The sequence below is a fragment of the Marivirga lumbricoides genome (assembly GCF_014636295.1).
Classification (GTDB): domain Bacteria; phylum Bacteroidota; class Bacteroidia; order Cytophagales; family Cyclobacteriaceae; genus Marivirga; species Marivirga lumbricoides.
Window position 1 is genome coordinate 152,605 of sequence record NZ_BMEC01000008.1, and the last position, 19,601, is coordinate 172,205.

A 19,601-nucleotide genomic window follows, 5' to 3' on the forward strand; every position below is an offset into this window, starting at 1 on the left:
GGTTTTACTTGTTATTGCCTGCTGCTATATTCCTTCACCACATTAATAAAGTGTTTCACTTTGTCAGGTGAAATGTCTGGATATACCCCATGACCTAAATTGGCGATGTAGCGTTTCTTGCCAAAACTGTCCAACATAGTTTCTGTAAGTTGGGTAATGGTTTTATCTTCAGCATACAGTGCACATGGGTCTAAATTACCCTGTAGGGTTTTTCCTTTTCCAACAATCTCCCTTGATTTTACAGGATCCATTGTCCAGTCAAGGCCTATTGTATCATAATTAAGCTTACTTAAAGAGGGTAAAGCATAGTGAGCGTCCTTTGCAAAAATAGTTTTGGGAACATTGTCAATACCATCCGCTATTTGCTTAAGGTAAGGTAAAGAAAACGCTTCATACTGAGCCGGAGATAAAATACCTGCCCAGCTATCAAACACCTGTATTATATCAGCACCAGCAGCTATCTGAGCTTTCAAATATTTGATTGTACTATCAGTAATCATTTGAAGTAACTTGCTGGAAAGTTCAGGGTCTGCATAAAGCATGGCTTTCGCTTTGGAAAAAGTTTTGCTTCCTCCTCCTTCTATCATGTAGGCAAATATGGTCCACGGTGCACCTGCAAACCCTATGAGTGGTACTCTTCCATTCAGGGCTTTTTTAACAATTTTAATGGCATCAGTTACATAATGCAAGCTCTCTTCAGGATCAGCAACACGTAATTGATCTAAGTCAGAGGCTGTTTTTATCGTTTTTGGAAAATGAGGGCCGCGCTTTTCAACCATTTCATAAGGTAAGCCCATGGCTTCAGGAATCACCAATATATCGGAAAAGATGATAGCTGCATCTACTTCTAAAATATCAACAGGTTGTAATGTTACTTCAGCCGCAAGTTCAGGTGTTTGCGCTAACTCAATAAATCCACTTAATTTTTCTCGTACTGCTCTATATTCAGGTAATATTCTTCCGGCTTGGCGCATTAGCCAAACAGGTGTTCTTTCTGTCTCTTCTCCTTTTGCTGCACGTATTAATAAATCATTTTTCAATTCCATGGCACAAATATAAGGGCATTATCTGATCCGATTTTACGTAAGCAACAAACTTTTGTGTTTATTTGCCGATTAAAGAGATAACTAACGCTATAATTTTATGTCATTACTTTTTAACGATTTCAAAGAGTGGAAAGCTTATTGTGAAGAAAAAAACCTGAAGCTTTTTGAGCCTGTTCTTGAATATGAAAAGGATCAAAAAAACAGGTCGGAAGAGGCTATTTGGGAAGGTTTGCAGACTGCTTATGATGTAATGAGAGATGCCGTAAAAACCGGGCTGGAAGAAGACATGACTTCACGCTCCGGCATGATTAACAATGGCGCCAAAAAGGTTTATAAAAATCCGATTACTGTTTTAGATAAAAATTTTCAAAAGCTTATTTCCCGGGCATTAGCGGCAAAGGAAGTAAACTCGTGTATGGGCAGAGTGGTTGCAGCACCCACTGCTGGAGCCAGCGGTATTTTACCAGGCACCATGTTTACCTTGCAGGAAATTCATGGGCTGGATGACAGAAAAATTTTAGAAGGCTTGCTGGTAGGTGCTGGAATAGCATTAATTATTGAGCAAAAAGCCTCTTTGGCGGGTGCCGTTGGTGGATGCCAGGCAGAAACGGGAAGCGCTGCGGCTATGGCTGCGGGTGCCATTGTCTATTGCCTGGAAGGAGATGTTGACCAAACTTTTAATGCCGTAGCTATTACCATACAATGTATGTTGGGTTTAGTGTGCGATCCTGTGGCAGGGCTGGTGGAAGTGCCATGTGTAGTGCGCAATGCCAGCGCAGCAGCAATTGCTAATTCTTCTGCCCAAATTGCCCTTTCCAATGTGAGCGGGGTGATTCCTGTAGATGAATGCGTGGATGCATTGGGTGAAGTAGGCAACAGCATGGAATCCCGATATAAAGAAACTGCTATGGGAGGTTTGGCCGCCACATTAACCGGACAAAGCATTTCTAAAAGAGTGCTTATTCAGGATATTGAAATGCTTCCTGATGAAGAGACTGACGATAATAATGAGTAATTTATTCCTGTTATATTATCACATTAACAGTATAAAAAACATAGGTTCCTAAAAGAATAAGCCCTTCGTAGCGGTCTATTCTCTTGTTAAAAACCATCATTGGGAGAATTACGAGCGTGATGGCTAACATCCATATCATATCGGAATTTAAAATTACTTCGCTCACTTCTATCTCAGATATTAAGCTGGTTATACCTAAAATAGAAAGTATATTAAAAATGTTGGAGCCCATTAAATTTCCTAAAGCCAAGTCAGTCTCTCTTTTAAAAGCAGCTACTACTGAAGTTACCAATTCGGGAAGACTAGTACCGATAGCTACCACAGTAATTCCCACTATTCGTTCACTTACCCCCAGATAAATTGCCAGGTCCCGTGCACTGTTCACAAACCAGTCTGACCCAAAATAAAGTCCTCCTCCCCCAATAATAATCAGCAATATGTCCTTACCCATATTTTGCTTTTCAGCATCAGAGGGAGCTTCCACTTCAATACCTAATTCAGCAGGGCTAATATTATTTTTGCGCGACCTCCTAATAATAAATATTACATATAAAATCAGGAGAACTATAAACATGATGCCCTCATAATCATCCACAAATCCTTCTCTTACTAAAAAATAAAGTAGCAAAGAGGAGCCCATTGCCATAGGCCAGTCAATTTTAATGCTGTCAGAGTTAACAGGAATGGGTGCAATAAGTGCTGTTACTCCTAATACCAATGCCAAATTACAAATATTGGAGCCCACCACATTGCCCATGGTGATATCGGGGCTTCCCGCCAAAGCAGCCTGTATGCTGATGAGTAATTCAGGAGCAGAGGTACCAAATGCAACAATTGTAACCCCCACAACCAAAGGAGAAATCTTAAATCTTAATGCTATGCGCGATGCTCCTCTTACAAGGAGATCACCCCCTAAGATAAGCATTGCAAGCCCCACCACTAGTAACACCGTATTATTTAAAGCCATTAATGCTCATTTTTATTTCCAAAACTTAAATCACCTGCATCGCCCAAGCCCGGCAATATATAAGCTTTATCATTCAATCTCTCATCCATTGCCCCAATAAATACAGAATAATTTATTGTGAGGTTTTTTTCAAGATATGCAACTGCTTCAGGGGTAGCTATAGCACTTGCTAAAATAAAGTGTTCGGGGCTTCCTGCCTGCAAAATACTTTCTATTGCCCGGACCATAGATTTTCCTGTGGCCAGCATAGGATCAACTAAAAGTACTATTTTGGAATCAATGGGAGGAAGTGCCTGATATCCTAAGAATATAGAAAAATCATCATCAGTGTCATTATGCTTTCTGTAAGCACCAAGAAAGCCGGAATCAGAATGATCAAAAATATTCAAAAAGCCTTGATGAAAAGGAAGGCCAGCCCTCATTACGCTTATAATTACCGGAAAATCGTGCAGTAATTGAATAGCTGTTTTTTGTAAAGGAGTTTGGATTTCCCGGGTTTGAAAATAGAGTGTTTTAGAAATTTCATAAGCTAAAACTTCTGCTACCCTTTCAAGGTTTCTTCTGAACCTTTGCCGGTCTTTTTGGATATCAACTTCTCTCAATTCTGCCAGGAAATGATTTAAAATACTATTTTCTTTATTAGCTATGAACATCAATAATGAAGGTCGATTTGTTTATTTCGGTAAATCTAAATATAATTTTATTTTATTTAGGAATAAAAATAAATAAGAAATAATCATTCTTTTGATAACGTAAATTCCTGCTAAAAGCTTATAACTTTGCTAAAATGAATCAATACAAGTTACTAAAAACACTTTGCGAAATTCATGCTCCGGCAGGTGACGAAGCCAACATGAAAAGCTTCCTTCTGAATTATGTAGCCAAGCATCAAAAAGATTGGAAAGTTAAGCCACAAGTTTACCAGGGTAAAGATTTTCAGGATGCCATTGTGCTGGCTTTTGGAAAACCCAGAACTGCCGTTTTTGCGCATATGGATTCCATAGGATTTACTGTTCGGTATCAGAACCAGCTCATTCCTATCGGTGGACCGGATGTAGAAACAGGTTATGCTTTAAAGGGAGAAGATAGTTTGGGTTTTATTAAATGCGAGCTGGAAGTGAATGAGGAAAACCAACTCTTCTATAAATTCGGAAGAGGAATTGACAGAGGCACCAGCCTCACTTTTGAATGTGATTTTCGCGATACCAAGGAATACATCCAGTCCTGCTATCTGGATAACCGGCTTGGTATTTACAACTGCTTAAAGCTGGCGGAAACTTTAGAAAATGGAATGATTGTTTTTTCCTGCTGGGAAGAGCATGGTGGCGGAAGCGTTCCTGTAATAGCAAAATTTATGTTTGAGGAATTTAACATTCGCCAGGCACTTATATCGGACATCACCTGGGTTACTGAAGGTGTAGAGCATGGAAAAGGTGTTGCTATCTCAATGAGAGATAGAAATGTTCCAAGGCAATCTTTCATCAGAAAAATTATACAACTTGCAGAAGAGTCAGGCATTACTTACCAACTGGAAGTAGAAAGTGGTGGATCCAGTGATGGCAGAGAGCTACAGCAATCGCCCTACCCTATCGACTGGTGTTTTGTGGGCGCCCCTGAAGACAATGTGCACTCACCCAATGAAATTGTACATAAAAAAGACATTACGTCCATGCTTTCTCTCTATCAATACCTGATGGAAAAACTTTAATCCCTTAAGTAAATGATTGAAATATTTGACAAAAGCTTTATTCCATACATAAAAGAAGAGGATATTATTACCCGGGTTAAGGAATTAGGAGAACAACTAGACACTGATTATGCTGATAAAAATCCGTTGATGATCAGTGTTTTAAACGGTGCTTTTATCTTCTCTGCTGATTTAATCAGGAGTATGAAAATACCAACGGAAATTACATTTATCAGAGTGGCTTCATATGAGGAGCTGCAGTCTACAGGAAAGGTAAAAGAAGTACTTGGGCTAAAGGAAAATGTCTTTAACAGAGACATCATTTTGGTGGAAGATATTGTAGATACCGGGGAAACACTGGAGCATCTTTTAAAAATGTTTGAAACTTTAGGCCCTAAATCTATTTCAGTCGTATCATTGTTGCACAAGCCTGCTGCTCAAATTAAATCCAAAAAGCCGGATTATGTGGGTTTTGAGATTCCCCCCAAGTTTGTTTTGGGCTACGGGCTGGATTATAATGGTTTAGGCAGGGAGCTGCGAGATTTGTATCAATTAGCTTAACATTGTTAATTTTATGCAATAATCTTTTATATTTGATTTTTCAACGAACTTAAATATGTTAAATATTATCTTATTTGGACCTCCGGGAGCCGGGAAAGGCACACAAAGTGAAAAAATAATCAATAAATATAACCTGACCCATATTGCCACCGGAGATCTTTTCCGCAAGCACTTAGGTGAAGGAACCGAGCTGGGAAACCTGGCCCAAAAATATATGGATGCAGGAAACCTTGTGCCTGATGAGGTAGTAATTGGCATGGTTGACGAGAAGCTGAAAGAGCATAAAAACAGTAATGGATTTATTTTTGATGGTTTCCCGCGTACTGTACCACAAGCTAAGGCCCTGGACACGCTTCTGGAAGAAAAGGGACAACCTATTGCCGGAATGATTGCCCTTGATGTTCCAAAAGAAGAATTGAAAACGCGAATTAAGGAGCGTGGTAAAACTTCAGGTAGAACGGATGATCAGGATGACGCGAAAGTGGAAAATAGAATAAAAGTGTATCTGGATGAAACGATTCCTGTAGCTAACTATTACAATGATCAGAATAAATATGTGAAAATAGATGGTGTAGGATCTATCGAAGAAATTTTCAATAAAATTAGCGCTGAAATAGATAAACTTAAATAATAGCGTTGATTATATCTATCCACTAATGCAAGATATTTGACGCATTAAAAAATCTAATTAGAGCCTGCTGTAACTTGTTTATGGCAGGCTTTTTTATTTCCACTAAAAATAAAGCTAAATTTGCCATTTCAAATTCTGAATATATGGCTAATCCTAACTTTATAGATTATGTAAAATTTTGCTCACGATCCGGTAAAGGAGGTGCGGGGTCCATCCATATGAGGCGAGAAAAGCATGTGCCTAAAGGTGGGCCTGACGGTGGAAACGGAGGCAGAGGCGGCCATATTATTTTGAGAGGGAGCACACAGGTATGGACGCTACTTCATTTAAAGTATAAAAAGCATGTAATTGCGGAAGATGGAAAGCCTGGTGAGGGCGGAAACCGCTCAGGTGCTGAAGGGAATGATGTGTACCTGGAAGTACCCCTTGGCACAGTAGCTAAAGATGCTGAAACCGGTGAGGTAAGGTTTGAAATAACAGAAGTAGGCGAGGAAAAAATTCTTTCCAAAGGAGGAAGGGGCGGTCTGGGAAATGCTAATTTTAAAACCCCAACTCAGCAAACACCAAGATATGCCCAACCAGGGGAAGATGGGCTTGAAGAGTGGATAATTCTGGAGCTAAAACTTTTAGCCGATGTAGGTTTAGTAGGCTTTCCCAATGCAGGCAAAAGTACTCTTCTTTCTGTGCTATCAGCAGCTAAACCTGAAATTGCTGATTATCCTTTTACCACTTTAACTCCTAACTTAGGTGTAATACCTTACAGAGATGACAGGTCATTTGTAATGGCTGATATCCCCGGAATTATAGAGGGAGCAGCCGAAGGCAAAGGTTTAGGAATTCGTTTTTTACGTCATATTGAAAGAAATTCCATTCTTCTGTTTATGATTCCGGCAGATGCAAAAAGTATTCAAAAGGAGTATGAAATTTTGACAAACGAATTAAAAAAATATAATCCTGAACTACTGGATAAGAGCAGGATTTTAGCCATTACAAAGACAGATTTACTAGATGATGAACTAATGGCAGAAATGAAGAAAGAGCTACCAAAAGAATTACCTGTTCTTTTCATTTCTTCGCTTACCAACTATAACCTGGAAAATTTGAAAGACCTGATTTGGAAGACATTACAGGATTAATGCCATATTGGCAGAATACCTGCAATTGGCAAACTCCTTGTTATTAAGAAACCCTGATTATAATGATAAACACAAAGTGCAATAAACTGTTATGGCTAAAGAAGAAATGGACGATAAAGAATTAAAATCGCAGGAAGAGCAAATCCGGGAAGAAGAAAAATTTGCTCAGGAGCAAACTACTGAAGATTTTAATGAAGATCAGGAAACTGCTGCCAAGAAAGAGGAAGAAACAGAAGAAATGGAGGAAGAACTTTCTGAAGTTGAAAAGCTTCAGCTTGAAGTGGCAGAAGCTAAAGATAAATACATCAGGCTTTACTCAGAATTTGACAATTTTAGAAGAAGAAATGCAAAAGAGCGTTTAGAGTTAGTAAAAACTGCTTCTGAGGATGTTATTGGTGACTTGTTGCCGGTATTGGATGATTTTGAAAGAGCTGAGAAAGCATTTAAAGAAAAAGCTGACGCGGAAGCCTTAATGGAAGGTTTTAGCCTCATTAAAAATAAATTTGAAAAAGTTTTAACTAATAAAGGCTTAACTGCAATGGACAGTAAGCCGGGCATTGAATTTGACTCTGAAATACACGAAGCTATTACCAAAATTCCTGTTGAAGATAAAAAATTGAGTGGGAAAGTAGTTGACGTGGTAGAGAAAGGGTACTTTTTAAATGAAAAAGTGATTCGTTATGCCAAAGTTGTAATAGGAGAATAAAATTAAGATGGCGAAAAGAGATTACTACGATATTTTAGGAGTTAGCAAATCTGCTACAGACGAAGAAATTAAGAAGGCTTATCGGAAAGTAGCCATCAAATTTCACCCGGATAAAAATCCGGATAATCCTGAGGCAGAAGATAAGTTTAAAGAAGCAGCTGAAGCCTACGAGGTGCTTAGAAACAAAGAGAAACGTCAGCGTTATGATCAATTCGGACACGATGGCGTAAAGGGCGGCCCTGGCGGATTTGGCGGAGGCGGCATGAATATGGAAGACATATTCTCTCAGTTTGGCGACATCTTCGGTGGCGGAGGTGGTGGTGGATTCGAAAGCTTCTTTGGAGGTGGCGGAAGAGGCCGCTCTAGAGGTAGAAGAGGATCTAACCTTCGCATCAAATTAAAGCTAACTTTAAGTGAAATAGCGCACGGTGCTGAGAAAAAAATTAAAGTTAACCGCTTAGTTGCTGCTGACGGTGTTACTTATAAAGATTGCCAAACTTGCGGAGGCACAGGACAGGTAAGGCGTGTAACCAATACCATGTTAGGTCAAATGGTTTCAGCCAGCACATGCCCAACATGTCACGGTTCTGGTAAATTTATTGATAAAAAGCCTCCTCATGTGGATAACACTGGCTTACAATCAAAAGAAGAAATTATCAGCGTTAAAATTCCTGCCGGTGTAACTGACGGAATGCAGTTAAGCATGCAAGGAAAAGGGAATGAAGCCCCAATGGGTGGTGCTGCAGGTGATCTTTTAATCCTGATTGAAGAAATTGAGCACGATGTATTGAAGCGTGATGGTCAAAACGTTATTTATGACCTTTATCTTAACTTTGTGGATGCTGTTCTTGGTACTTCTGTTGAAGTGCCAACTATTGATGGAAAAGTTAAAATTACCATAGAAACCGGTACGCAGTCAGGGAAAATATTACGGCTGAGAGGAAAAGGTGTAGGTGATATTAACGGTTACGGCCGAGGTGATCAATTAATCCATGTAAATGTATGGACACCTAAGCAGGTAAGTTCAGACGAAAAGAGCATGCTGGAAAGCATGAGAGGTTCTGACAACTTTAAACCACAGCCCGGTAAGTCTGACAAAGGATTTTTTGACAGAGTAAAAGAGTTTTTTAATTAAAAAACGATCAAATTATAAACAGTAAAAGAGGCTGTCTCAAAAGGACAGCCTCTTCTTTTTTGCCTAAATAGTTTAGTCCCGATGAGACTGATACATTTGATACACTAAGTTCAGGTTATCACCTTCAATTAAATAGTCATTTCCTGGCACAAAGCAATCTTTACGGATACCCTTCCTTGGTAATTGCGAGCATAGCGCGGCAATCTTTTTATCCTTGGTCTGTTAGCCAAAGACCTTGGTTTTTCATGGCATCTATGCAATAACACAGGTTTTTTACTCAAATTATAATTAGCACCGTCATTCCCAAGCAACTTGTCCCGATCATTATCGGGAGGTGCGCATCTGTTCATTTCAGCAGCAGGTTAAAATAATGTCTTTTCTCTATAGAATAATCGGCACAACTTGGCTAAAGATGGAATGTACGAAGCTTAACCAAAAATCAAAAGAGGCTGTCTCAAAAGTAAAATTTTACTTTTGAGACAGCCTCTCATTTATGTCTGACTATTTTTGACTAGCTACTCAGTCGCGTTTCATTTTTGCATAGCATCTTCAATCGCTTTTTCAATATCTCTCCAATCATAAATCTGGAAAGTTTTATCGTCAGACATGGCAACAAAAATACCTTTCGGGAATTCAGAGCCAAAATTGTAATTAATCACTTCGCTTCCATCACTTTGGTCAGTACTAAAAGGTAATTCAGCTATAAAATCATTATTTCCTTCTCTTGTAAAAACGTGGAAAGTATTATCGGATTGATCTGAGGCTAGTAAATAGCCAGTTGAATCCGTTTTCTTATAAATAGAAAGCCCTTCTCTGTCCTCCAAAAAATTATCCTTTCCAAACTGACCCAGTTCCTCATTTCCTTTTGCAGGATCAGCATAATATTTCCTTATAGAGTTTCTTTCATCGCTGAAATACACAAAACCAGCCTCATTATCCACTACAATGGCTTCAATCTCTTTTTCACCGCTCCAAATTCCAAACTTTCTCACTAGCTCTCCTTTTACTACTCCACCGTTACTCTTAAGTTCATATTGGTACAGGTAAGAGCCGTCTGTGGGCCCTTCTTTTCTTCCAACCACTGCAAATATTTGCTTGTCAGAGGGTCTTGTATACAGGGCTATTCCCATAGGGCTCCGCAAAGTATCATCTTCAAAAACAGGAATCCCACCATTATCAATGGCTTGCATTTCAGGAAGCTTAAATACTCTGATTGAATTGGTAAACCGCTCGGTGCAAACCGCAATATCAATAGTATCACCATTGTACGGCAAGCCATAGGCAATATCCACATTATTGGGTCTTTCCAGGTTTTTAATACTTTTTTCCCTGTCAATTTCACCATGGAGGTTATACACATAAAGGCCTCCTAATACTCCATCGTCACCTTTGTCAGTGCCAATAATCAAACTTTCTGAGGGATTGCTTTTGTTAATCCATATGGCAGGATCATCAGTATCACTGATTACCTGCTGCGTTACATATTTAGGCTTAATTCTGACTGTATCGATATTTTCCACTGTATCAGCAGTTTCTTCTTTTATTTCTTTTTTGCCTGCACAGGCAACTATTGATAATGCTATAATTAAATACAAAAAGTTCTTCATTGGTAATTTTTTAAAGTAATGTTAGTAGTGGCCAACCTTTTCTAAGGTTGGCTAAAAATCAATCTCTGTTTAAAATAAATGTATATGCGTTATCGCTGTTGTAGAAAGCCGCGTCATTAAAATTGTCTTCATCCTCCAGGGACTGTACCTTTATGGTTAAAGTCTCTTCTTCTAAGTTGATTTCATAAACGGCTTTCAGAATAAAATCAAGTTTATCCTCTACCTCACTATCTTCATCGTTGAAGATAAAATAACTTCCTTCCAATTCTAACTCGCCATCCTCTGCACTAAAATCTGCCTCAATTTCAATTTCTTTATTTGAAAAATCAGTCGGGTCACATTCATCTGCTTCTTCTTCATTCAATTCAATCTTAATAGTTAATTCCTCAAATTCAAATTCGAATTTTATAGCACTTAGCTCCGAATAATTTAATGCAGCTAGTTCTGCACTAATTGGCGATAAAGCTTCTTTAAACTGATTAAAAACTGATTCATCGGATATATTTAATTCCCATTCAGCAGTAATTTGCTCATTGTCCAAAACCTTAAACTCAAACATACTCACCGGATTTAATGCTATAAATGAATTAGTGCTGTTAATTCCTGTGATTTCAAAAACAAATCCGCGGTCATCTTCATTTTCGATATCATCATCAAGTAAGGCTTTTTCCTCCTCTTCTCCCTCCTCAACTACCGTTTCAAAAGGAAGGTTGAAAACAATTTCGAAAGCTTCCGGCATTCCAATTTCAGCACTGGGCTTTAGTGTAATAGTGCCAGTTCCGTCAGCATTGAAAGTGAACTCCAGCTCCCCTTCTGTACAATCATCAATCTCATAGATCACCTCTTTAATATGAACTTGATTGTCACCCGGCCCAATTTCCAATCCTTCAGCATCTTTCAACTCAAAGGAGAAAATTACTTCTGTTTCCGGAAGCTTTCCAAAATAATCCTGAAAAGCTATTTCAAGCCCATAATCTGTTTCGGATTCCAGCGCACCCCCTTCATCAGCATCCAGTGCAAGGATAAAAAGCTCTTCTGATTCCGCATCCTGTGCATATTCAAACTCTTCATCCACACAAGCAGTTAAGAATGAACATGTTATTCCCAGTAAAAATATATTATTGAATAAGTTTTTCATTTTTTTTAAAATTAGAAGTTGAATTTCACACCCACACGAGACCACCATGAATAGAATTCTCTCTGGATATATTGATCTTCTGAGCCCTGATACACTTCATAAGGCTGATTGGTCAGGTTCATAAACTCTCCAAACACCTGGAAATTCCTGGTGATACGATATGCTCCTGTTAAATCAATCTGCATTCTGCTTTTTACATACACATCTTCTTCTGCCTCATCCCCTAATTCGGAAATATATTCACCGTTGAAGTTAGCTGAGGCTCTTAGGTTAAACTTCCCATAGTCGTATGCCAGTGAGAGATTTCCTACATGAGCTGCCTGCCCCGGTAAACGAATCTCCTCTGTGCCGGCCTCTCCTGATCTATTGCTAATATTTGCTAAAGAATTGGTATATGTATAATTAGCATATAAACCTATGCCTTTTAAGGCGCCCGGTAAAAATGTCATGTTTTGTTGATAAGCTAATTCAAAACCAAGCAACTCAGCACTTTCTCCATTTCTGGACTGATTCAGTACCACATTGATGTTGTTGATTATGGAATCATAACGCTGTGTGAAAATGAAGTTATCAAGGTTTTTGTAGAACAAGCCTGCAGAAATAATTCCTACCGTTCCGAAATAATGCTCCCCCATTAAATCAATGTTATAAGCAGAAACCGGTGCCAACTCAGGATTACCTATGCTTCCTTCCCTTGCATTCAATTCAATTTCCTGAGAAGGCACGATGTCCTCAAAGTTCGGTCTTGAATAGCTTGCTGTTGCTGCAAAGCGAATATTAGTTAATGGGTTTAACTGATATTTGAAATGAATCTGAGGAAGTAAAAAGTCATAAGTTACACCACCATCTATTGGATCAATTCTATCTAAATCACCTTCTACATCAAATATTGCCGCTTGCGAATTATAGGTTACCTTAGTGGTTTCATAGCGAAATCCACCAAGTGCCATTAATTTTTTGAACTGAAGTTTAGTCATTAAATAGGCAGCATAAACATCTTCTGTAGCTTTATAAGATTCTACCGATTCCGCTACTTGCTTATCCTCCACTTCTAAGGCAAATCCATTTCTATTTTGATTAAAAAACCTGTTTAATTGTGAAACGTCAATGTTTCTGTTAATCTGATATTGCCCATCAAGAAAGTTATTATCCAGAAGTCCGCCTTCAAAGAAATTCAAAGTAAAGTCTTCAGAGGCTCCGTTTATTTGAATGTCACCTCCCTCCCAGGAATAAACATTTTCTGTAATATCAAATGATTTCTCTTTCAGCCTTACTTTTCCACCAAATTTTAACAAGCCTTCAGCCCCATTTAATTTATACGGAATTCCGAGGTTAATTTTTGCTGTTTTATTAACATCTAAGGCATAAGTATTTCCGGTGGTAATTTCATCAAATTCGTAGATGGAATTATCGAGATAGTCAGCCCCTTCCACAGTAAACTTGGGAAATTCAGGGTTAGTACTAAAGTCTATTCCTATTAAATCTGCTTTGGCTTTAAAAACAGGCTCTGTATCGAAAGGCGTGTCCTGGTATGCTTCAGAATAAGAAACTTCATAATCCAGCGAAAGATTAGCGAATGAATGCTTCCCTCCCAGGTTAAAGCTGCTGACAATTTGCTTTTCCCACCTGTCTTTGCTCCCTCTCTCAATTTCGGCATCTTCAAAAGGAGAGTCATCCTCATTTGGAACAAATAAATACGTTCTTCTTTGCTCCCTATCCTGAAAGTTGTTGTAGATACCTCGGAAATAAAGATTATTGTTAGCATTGATGTTGTAATCCAATGTTCCGCTTAAGCCCGTTCTGCTCCTCTGTAAAGCGTAATCTCTAAGTTCAAATTCTGAGCCATCTCTTTCCCAATTATCTGAACCGCGATCTGTGTAATAATGACTTGCATTCACTAATAATCCCAGCTTTCCTTCTGCACCAAATCTTTGTCCATATTGTAAAGAGCCCTGGCCGTTCGCTTTTTCCATTAGGTTATTGTAGCCCCCAATTAAGGTTCCGCTTATGGCAGGGGTAGTGGACTTTGCCGTTCTGGTAATCAGGTTGACAGAGCCACCGATAGCATCACCATCCATATCTGGTGTTAGTGCTTTTGTCACTTCAATAGAAGCCAACTGATCTGCTGGAATGGCATCAAGCGCAACAAATCGAACACCTGCTTCCGGAGATGGAATTTGCTCTCCATTAATGTTGATATTCGTAAATTGTGGAGCCAAACCTCTCACCAAAACATAGCGACCCTCTCCCTGGTCTCTTTCAATATTAACGCCCGGCACACGCTGCAAGGCTTCTGCCACATTGGGGTCAGGAAATCTGCTAATTTGATCAGCAGCTACAATATTTTTAATATTATCTGAATTTTTTTGCTGGTTAAGTGCTTTTTGTTGTCCTTCCAGATTGCCGTAGGTTACAACTTCGCTTAATGCCACGCTGTTGGCTTGCATAGCAATTTCCCCTATTATCAGAATGTCGCTTTCAGGGATTTCTATATCTACCAATTTTGTTTGATAGCCCAAATAGCGAATTTCTATTTGCTTTGCCTGGGTTTTTAACATCAGATTAAACTCTCCCTGAAGATCTGTAACGGCTCCATAGGTTTCACCCACTACAACCACACTTGCTCCCGGAAGAGGTTCTGATGATTTAGCATCAATCACCTTTCCTGTAACAATTCCCCAGGTTTCTCTGGCTGACTTTACTTTTGACCCAACGTTTTTACCGGGAGTGACTACGATACTATTATTGATCTGCCTGAACTGAAGCTTGGTTTTACCGGACACTTCATAGAGCACCTCTGCCACTGAAGCCTTCCTGTTTTCAAGCTCTATTTCTCCCTCCAGCGAAATGTTTTGGGAGCTATACATAAATTTGAAGGGTGTGCTGCCTTCAATAGTCTTGAATAATTGGGCGAGGTTGGCATACTTTGCCTCCACAGTAATGATTACATCCTTTACGTTTTGCGCATGCCCCCTTTCCGCCAGCACCGCATTACACAAAAGGCAGGTAACCATTAATCCAAAAAAGGTGTATTTGCTAAGCATAATTATACCTCCTTGTAAATTTTTTTTCATAATTTTGATTGTTTGTTAATACTTCTTGGTTTTAATAAATACTTGATTTCCAATTGCAGTTGGATAAATCAGAAAGGATGTTGCAGCATCCTTTCTTTTATTGTTTGTTATTACATGCTTTTCCTTTTATAGTGATTTTTTGTGCATTTATCTGGTAAGAAATACCAAAGGTTTCCTTCAGCACTTCAAGAACTACCGGTAGCTTTTCACTTGTGAAACTACCGGTGAATACACACTTTTTCAGTTCCTCCTCCAGCGAAATTTGGACATTATACCATCTTTCCAATTTTACAACTACTGTTGATAAAGGTGAATCACGAAAAGACAGTGTGCCATTTCGCCAGCTACTGATTTCAGAAGTTTTAACCTCATACTTATTGATCATTCCTTTTTCTAAAGAAGCTCTTTGTCCGGGCACTAAAACAACCTCTTCTATTTCACTGCTTACTTTTACTTTTCCTGAAAGCACCTCTACTGATTGTGAGGCATGAGGATAAGCACTTACATTAAAAGAGGTGCCCAGCACCGTTGTTTTCATACTGCCGCTGTTTATAATGAAGGGGCGATGCTTATCCTTCTTTACCTCAAAAAAGGCCTCTCCTACTAATGCTACTTGCCTGTTATCTTCAGAGAAGTTTTCCGGATAATCAATTGTACTTCCTGAATTCAGGTAAACAAGAGAGCCATCAGGTAGAGTAAATTTTAATTTCTGGCCATATTCAGCCTTTTTGGAAAGTTGCTTAGGAGGTAAATTGCTAAAGAATAGCCATGTGCCAGCAAGCCCTACAAACAAAAGGATAGAGGCCGCAAATCTTAAAAAGCGATAATTGAAGGAGCGGGACCTTGCCTTTTTTTCTTCAAGAATTGCATCAGAAACTTTAGTGTAGACCAGAGATGGATCAAATTTATGTTCTTTAATCTTTAGTGGTGAATTCCACAATTGTTGGTATTCGGAAAAAATCAATCTATTCTCCGGGTCCTTTTTTAGCCAATCTTCAATGTGCGCTTTCTCCTCTTCGGAAGCTTCATTTGCAAAATATTTGGCCAACAAGTTTTCGGTAATCTCCTGGTGCATAGTTTGGGTGTTTGCCTTTATGACACTTTTTAAGGTCGGCTACCCTGATCAGAAGCTGTTAACAAATTATTACGGAATGGTTACTTATGATAATATTCACCTAAGTTGCTTTTTTGAATAGTCTCTCGCATCAATTTAAGTGCTTTCCCCATGTGCGATTCTACTGTCTTTATCGATAATTTTAGTATCCCTGCAATTTCGGCATAAGTAAAGCCTTCTTCTCTGCTGAGCAAAAAAACAGTTTTTACTGTTGGAGAAAGAATGTTAAGTAGCTGATCGATGTCTTGCAGATTCTCTTCAGAAATAAGCTTTTCCTCCGGTGATTGGCTAAAAACCTCCAATTCAAGGGAGCTGTCTGAAAATGAATAATGAAGTTTTTGGTTTCTTCCCGCATTTAAAGAGGTGTTTTTTACCATGGTAAAAAGATAGGCTTTTACCTGGTGAGTAATGTCCAGATAAGCTCTCCTTTTCCACAGTTCTATAAAAACATCTGCTACTACTTCTTCTGCGATTGTTTTTTGGTGGGTTATCCTGAAAGAAAAATGAACTAACGCTGAGAAATATTTATCAAACAGTATTTTTAATGCCCGTTCATCATCATTTTTGATTCGCAGGATTAATTGTAAATCTGTCTGTAGTGCTCCGGCTTTCATTTTTCTTAGTCTTTACAAACATGAGATTCTATTTTGAAAATTTGGAAAAAGGGCTGTTATCAAATTTTTAAGATTTTATCTTTATTATTAATATCGTGTTTATCTACAATATTCTGGCCCTCATAGAATTAGTAAAACCTATGTTGACGCTCCCCGTAATAGAGCATCATGAGTAATAAATTATTTGCATTTTCCACACTACTTGTTTTTAGCGTTATTTCTAACTGCTATACTCAGGAGCTTCATAAGCATTTTGAAGTAGCACAAAGTAGCAATACTGATAAAGTAGCTTTAAGTGTGTTTACCAAAGCGGGCTCTTCATTTATTAATGGAGTATCTTCTGTAAAGCCTTTGGAGATATACAGTGAAAATGAGAATAATATAGCAGCCAGCACCTACAAAATTCAGGAATTTCAGGACCATAAATATGTGGAAGCTAATTTAACCTGCAAAAACCATGTTGGCCTTAATTTTACAGAGGCCATTGCAAAAAATATTTTTTCACCTGATATAGATGCTAAAGATGTTTGGCAAATAAAGCTTTCAGAAAACACCTTATATAATCTTTCTCTTAATTATTTATTAGGCTCGGCTGAAATTGATTTATCCAGACTGTCTGTGGAACGTCTTAAAGTGAATTCCGGAAGTGCAGATGTTTTTCTTAATTATGCTGACGGAAAGAGAAACGCAGTAGCTATGGATACTTTTTTTGTAAAAGTAAACCTAGGCGATATAGTAGTTGAGAACCTCAATCTTGCTTTAGCTAAAGAAATAATTGCAGAAGTTGGTTTTGGATCCATTTACCTTAATTGTGGAAATAATTGGCAGATAAATAGTAAAGTTAGTGCTTCTGTAGGTGCTGGTAGCATGACTATTCACTTACCTCCTGATGATATTCCGGTATTGGTAAGAATTAAAAACTCTGCTTTATGTCATATTAAATTAGCCAGCGACTATAAAAAGGTGGGGCATAATTTATATGGAAATGCCGCCTATATGAAAAATAAACAGGAGTTCTTAGAATTTTCTCTGGATGTTGGAATGGGCAGTATCTCTTTTTTACACTAATTATTAATTAGCTAATTCTACTCCAGTTAACTGATTTTTTTGCCTGATTTTCAATCTGGATTTTTATCAATCTATTTTCTTCACTTACTAATTCAGGGTCTTCCTTTACAATTTTTTGTGCTGCCTGTCGTGCAATTGTTAGTACAGGCTCATCCTCACGTAAGTCCCCTAAAATTAAATCTACCTGGCCACTTTGCTGAGTGCCCATCATATCTCCCGCCCCCCTTAATTGCATATCTACCTGGGCTATTTCAAAGCCATCAGTTGTGCGCACCATGGTATTTACTCTCACTTTAGCTTCCTTGCTCAATTTATGCGTGGTAACTAAAATACAATAGGATTGCTCTGCGCCCCGACCCACCCTTCCGCGCAATTGGTGTAATTGGGCTAAGCCAAAGCGTTCTGCATTTTCAATCACCATTACAGATGCATTAGGCACATTAACACCTACTTCAATCACTGTTGTGGCTACCATTATTTTGGTTTCTCCTTTTACAAAACGAGCCATTTCAAAGTCTTTGGCATCAGCTTTCATTTTACCATGCACTATGCTTATGGGATATTCGGGAAAAGCTCTTTGTACACTTTCGTAACCATCCATCAAGTCTTTCAGATCCAGTTTTTCTGACTCTTCAATCAGAGGATAAACCACATATACTTGCCGCCCTTTTTCAATCTCTTTGCGGATAAACCCATTTAACCTCAACCGGTTAGCATCATACTGATGTAGTGTTTTAATTTCCTTCCGTCCTTTCGGCAGTTCATCAATCGTAGAAATGTCTAAATCGCCATAAACAGACATAGAAAGTGTGCGTGGGATAGGCGTAGCGGTCATGATTAACACATGTGGAATAAACGTTTCATTTTTTTTCCAGAGTCTTGCTCTTTGGGCTACCCCATATCTATGTTGCTCATCCACAATTGCTAAACCTAGGTTTTTAAATTGCACCACATCTTCCAGTAGCGCATGAGTACCTACCAGAATATGGAGTTCTCCTGAGAGCAATTCCTCATGAATTTTTCTTCTTGCTTTAGTCTTTGAAGATCCTGTGAGGAGTGCAATCTTCACACCAATCTTATCAGCAAACTCCTTTAGTCCCTCATAATGTTGATTGGCTAAAATTTGAGTGGGTGCCATTAAAGCTACTTGGGCTCCGCTATCAATAGCTATTAGTGAAGCAATAAACGCCACAATGGTTTTACCACTACCCACATCGCCTTGCAGCAGCCTGTTCATTTGCTTGCCACTTTTAAAATCATTAAATATTTCTCTGATTACCTTTTTCTGTGCACCCGTTAAGTCAAAAGGAAGGTGAGATTGATAAAACCTGGTTAATAAATCTGTTTTAGCTAAAAGCTGACCTTTAAATTTCTCAAGCCTGATTTTTTTCTGCATTAGCAGGCGCAACTGCATAAAGAAAAACTCTTCAAACTTCATCCTGAAACGCGCTTTCTGAAGCATTTGCTCTTCTCTGGGGATATGGATTTGTGCTACAGCATCCTTTTTAGGCATAAAGGCATATTGCTGCAAAATAGATTGTGGTAAAGTTTCAGGAATTCGATTATAGGCCTCCTTCAACAACACTTTCTGCAGGTTGTAAAGTGCCTTGCTATCAAGAAATTTTCGCCTTAAAGTTTCTGTTGTAGAGTAGACCGGCTGAAGAAAATGGTTGTTCTGAAGTGCAGGGGTTAAAACCTCTATTTCAGGATGTGCTATACTGAACTTGTTACCAAATTTATTAGGCTGACCAAAAACTACATAGGTTACTCCAGTTTTTAACTTGGGACTTATCCACTTAATCCCCTGAAACCAAATCAGATCTACACTACCTGTTTCATCATAAAAGTGAATGACTAAGCGTTGTTTTCTGCCTTCACCTATTAGCTCTCTCCCTCTGATTTGCCCTTTTATTTGCACATTAGGCATTTGTTCGTGCAATTCTCTTATGGAATAAAACTTTGTGCGGTCCTCATATCTGTAAGGATAATGCTGCAGTAGATCTGCATAAGTGAAAATGTTGAGTTCTTTGTTGAGTAATGCGGCCTTTTGCGGGCCAACACCTTTTAAAAATTCAATTGGTGTTTTAAAGAATGACGACATA

The 19,601-nt window shown here is 38.6% G+C and carries 17 protein-coding genes; 8 read left to right on the top strand and 9 right to left on the bottom strand.

Translation table 11 applies throughout. The annotated features are described in order from the left end of the window. Window positions 1-11 precede the first annotated feature (11 nt). Complete coding sequence (gene hemE / locus IEV85_RS13395; RefSeq protein ID WP_188464178.1) at window positions 12-1,046, bottom strand: uroporphyrinogen decarboxylase; 1,035 nt, start codon at window positions 1,044-1,046, stop codon at window positions 12-14. Between the two features lie 97 nt (window positions 1,047-1,143). On the opposite strand from hemE, the gene sdaAA reads away from it, so the two are divergent. Continuing rightward, on the top strand, window positions 1,144-2,061 hold the full coding sequence (sdaAA, locus tag IEV85_RS13400; RefSeq protein WP_188464180.1) for an L-serine ammonia-lyase, iron-sulfur-dependent, subunit alpha: 918 nt from the start codon (window positions 1,144-1,146) through the stop codon (window positions 2,059-2,061). Window positions 2,062-2,071: 10 nt separating this feature from the next. Here the strand turns inward: sdaAA and IEV85_RS13405 are convergent, their stop codons facing one another. Then, window positions 2,072-3,028: a calcium/sodium antiporter gene (locus IEV85_RS13405; protein ID WP_188464182.1), complete on the bottom strand. Its 957-nt coding sequence runs from the start codon at window positions 3,026-3,028 to the stop codon at window positions 2,072-2,074. Further along, complete coding sequence (gene upp / locus IEV85_RS13410; RefSeq protein ID WP_188464184.1) at window positions 3,028-3,681, bottom strand: uracil phosphoribosyltransferase; 654 nt, start codon at window positions 3,679-3,681, stop codon at window positions 3,028-3,030. The genes IEV85_RS13405 and upp overlap by 1 nt, the downstream gene beginning before the upstream one ends. 134 nt (window positions 3,682-3,815) lie before the next feature. On the opposite strand from upp, the gene IEV85_RS13415 reads away from it, so the two are divergent. From IEV85_RS13415 to dnaJ, 6 genes are all read left to right on the top strand, one after another. After that, window positions 3,816-4,736 carry a M20/M25/M40 family metallo-hydrolase gene (locus IEV85_RS13415; protein WP_188464186.1) on the top strand — a complete coding sequence of 307 codons (921 nt, stop codon included), beginning with the start codon at window positions 3,816-3,818 and terminating at the stop codon, window positions 4,734-4,736. A 12-nt stretch (window positions 4,737-4,748) separates the two neighbouring features. Beyond that, a complete protein-coding gene (gene hpt, locus IEV85_RS13420) occupies window positions 4,749-5,276 on the top strand; it encodes a hypoxanthine phosphoribosyltransferase (RefSeq protein ID WP_188464188.1) in 528 nt (175 codons plus the stop codon). Window positions 5,277-5,331: 55 nt separating this feature from the next. Beyond that, entirely contained in the window at window positions 5,332-5,907 is a 576-nt protein-coding gene (locus IEV85_RS13425; protein ID WP_188464190.1) for an adenylate kinase, read from the top strand. A 143-nt stretch (window positions 5,908-6,050) separates the two neighbouring features. Further along, the gene (gene obgE / locus IEV85_RS13430; RefSeq protein ID WP_188464446.1) at window positions 6,051-7,043 is read left to right on the top strand and encodes a GTPase ObgE; all 993 of its coding nucleotides are present in this window, start codon (window positions 6,051-6,053) and stop codon (window positions 7,041-7,043) included. A gap of 91 nt (window positions 7,044-7,134) precedes the next feature. Next, entirely contained in the window at window positions 7,135-7,749 is a 615-nt protein-coding gene (locus tag IEV85_RS13435; RefSeq protein WP_188464192.1) for a nucleotide exchange factor GrpE, read from the top strand. 7 nt (window positions 7,750-7,756) lie between these two features. Further along, window positions 7,757-8,884: a molecular chaperone DnaJ gene (gene dnaJ, locus IEV85_RS13440; RefSeq protein WP_188464194.1), complete on the top strand. Its 1,128-nt coding sequence runs from the start codon at window positions 7,757-7,759 to the stop codon at window positions 8,882-8,884. Between the two features lie 530 nt (window positions 8,885-9,414). Here dnaJ and IEV85_RS13450 read toward each other — a convergent pair. The 5 genes from IEV85_RS13450 to IEV85_RS13470 all read right to left on the bottom strand — a co-directional run bounded on the left by IEV85_RS13450 (window position 9,415) and on the right by IEV85_RS13470 (window position 16,431). Next, on the bottom strand, window positions 9,415-10,491 hold the full coding sequence (locus IEV85_RS13450; RefSeq protein WP_188464198.1) for a phytase: 1,077 nt from the start codon (window positions 10,489-10,491) through the stop codon (window positions 9,415-9,417). Window positions 10,492-10,549: 58 nt separating this feature from the next. Next, window positions 10,550-11,629: a hypothetical protein gene (locus tag IEV85_RS13455; RefSeq protein ID WP_188464200.1), complete on the bottom strand. Its 1,080-nt coding sequence runs from the start codon at window positions 11,627-11,629 to the stop codon at window positions 10,550-10,552. Window positions 11,630-11,640: 11 nt separating this feature from the next. Then, the gene (locus tag IEV85_RS13460; RefSeq protein ID WP_188464202.1) at window positions 11,641-14,703 is read right to left on the bottom strand and encodes a TonB-dependent receptor; all 3,063 of its coding nucleotides are present in this window, start codon (window positions 14,701-14,703) and stop codon (window positions 11,641-11,643) included. A 97-nt stretch (window positions 14,704-14,800) separates the two neighbouring features. Continuing rightward, on the bottom strand, window positions 14,801-15,778 hold the full coding sequence (locus IEV85_RS13465) for a FecR domain-containing protein (RefSeq protein ID WP_188464204.1): 978 nt from the start codon (window positions 15,776-15,778) through the stop codon (window positions 14,801-14,803). 80 nt (window positions 15,779-15,858) lie between these two features. After that, window positions 15,859-16,431 (bottom strand): RNA polymerase sigma factor, encoded by a 573-nt coding sequence (locus IEV85_RS13470; protein WP_188464206.1) that lies wholly within the window; start codon window positions 16,429-16,431, stop codon window positions 15,859-15,861. A 168-nt stretch (window positions 16,432-16,599) separates the two neighbouring features. Between IEV85_RS13470 and IEV85_RS13475 the strand changes: the two genes are divergently transcribed. Beyond that, complete coding sequence (locus IEV85_RS13475) at window positions 16,600-17,499, top strand: toast rack family protein (RefSeq protein ID WP_188464208.1); 900 nt, start codon at window positions 16,600-16,602, stop codon at window positions 17,497-17,499. 7 nt (window positions 17,500-17,506) lie between these two features. On the opposite strand, the gene recG is transcribed toward IEV85_RS13475, so the two are convergent. Beyond that, window positions 17,507-19,600: an ATP-dependent DNA helicase RecG gene (gene recG, locus IEV85_RS13480; protein WP_188464210.1), complete on the bottom strand. Its 2,094-nt coding sequence runs from the start codon at window positions 19,598-19,600 to the stop codon at window positions 17,507-17,509. Between the last annotated feature and the right edge of the window lies 1 nt (window position 19,601).

Excerpts from the sequence above, each read along its gene's own strand:
- hemE (WP_188464178.1), bottom strand. The coding sequence starts at position 1,046 with ATGGAATTGAAAAATGATTTATTAATACGTGCAGCAAAAGGAGAAGAG.
- sdaAA (WP_188464180.1), top strand. The coding sequence starts at position 1,144 with ATGTCATTACTTTTTAACGATTTCAAAGAGTGGAAAGCTTATTGTGAA.
- IEV85_RS13405 (WP_188464182.1), bottom strand. The coding sequence starts at position 3,028 with ATGGCTTTAAATAATACGGTGTTACTAGTGGTGGGGCTTGCAATGCTT.
- upp (WP_188464184.1), bottom strand. The coding sequence starts at position 3,681 with ATGTTCATAGCTAATAAAGAAAATAGTATTTTAAATCATTTCCTGGCA.
- IEV85_RS13415 (WP_188464186.1), top strand. The coding sequence starts at position 3,816 with ATGAATCAATACAAGTTACTAAAAACACTTTGCGAAATTCATGCTCCG.
- hpt (WP_188464188.1), top strand. The coding sequence starts at position 4,749 with ATGATTGAAATATTTGACAAAAGCTTTATTCCATACATAAAAGAAGAG.
- IEV85_RS13425 (WP_188464190.1), top strand. The coding sequence starts at position 5,332 with ATGTTAAATATTATCTTATTTGGACCTCCGGGAGCCGGGAAAGGCACA.
- obgE (WP_188464446.1), top strand. The coding sequence starts at position 6,051 with ATGGCTAATCCTAACTTTATAGATTATGTAAAATTTTGCTCACGATCC.
- IEV85_RS13435 (WP_188464192.1), top strand. The coding sequence starts at position 7,135 with ATGGCTAAAGAAGAAATGGACGATAAAGAATTAAAATCGCAGGAAGAG.
- dnaJ (WP_188464194.1), top strand. The coding sequence starts at position 7,757 with ATGGCGAAAAGAGATTACTACGATATTTTAGGAGTTAGCAAATCTGCT.
- IEV85_RS13450 (WP_188464198.1), bottom strand. The coding sequence starts at position 10,491 with ATGAAGAACTTTTTGTATTTAATTATAGCATTATCAATAGTTGCCTGT.
- IEV85_RS13455 (WP_188464200.1), bottom strand. The coding sequence starts at position 11,629 with ATGAAAAACTTATTCAATAATATATTTTTACTGGGAATAACATGTTCA.
- IEV85_RS13460 (WP_188464202.1), bottom strand. The coding sequence starts at position 14,703 with ATGAAAAAAAATTTACAAGGAGGTATAATTATGCTTAGCAAATACACC.
- IEV85_RS13465 (WP_188464204.1), bottom strand. The coding sequence starts at position 15,778 with ATGCACCAGGAGATTACCGAAAACTTGTTGGCCAAATATTTTGCAAAT.
- IEV85_RS13470 (WP_188464206.1), bottom strand. The coding sequence starts at position 16,431 with ATGAAAGCCGGAGCACTACAGACAGATTTACAATTAATCCTGCGAATC.
- IEV85_RS13475 (WP_188464208.1), top strand. The coding sequence starts at position 16,600 with ATGAGTAATAAATTATTTGCATTTTCCACACTACTTGTTTTTAGCGTT.
- recG (WP_188464210.1), bottom strand. The coding sequence starts at position 19,600 with ATGTCGTCATTCTTTAAAACACCAATTGAATTTTTAAAAGGTGTTGGC.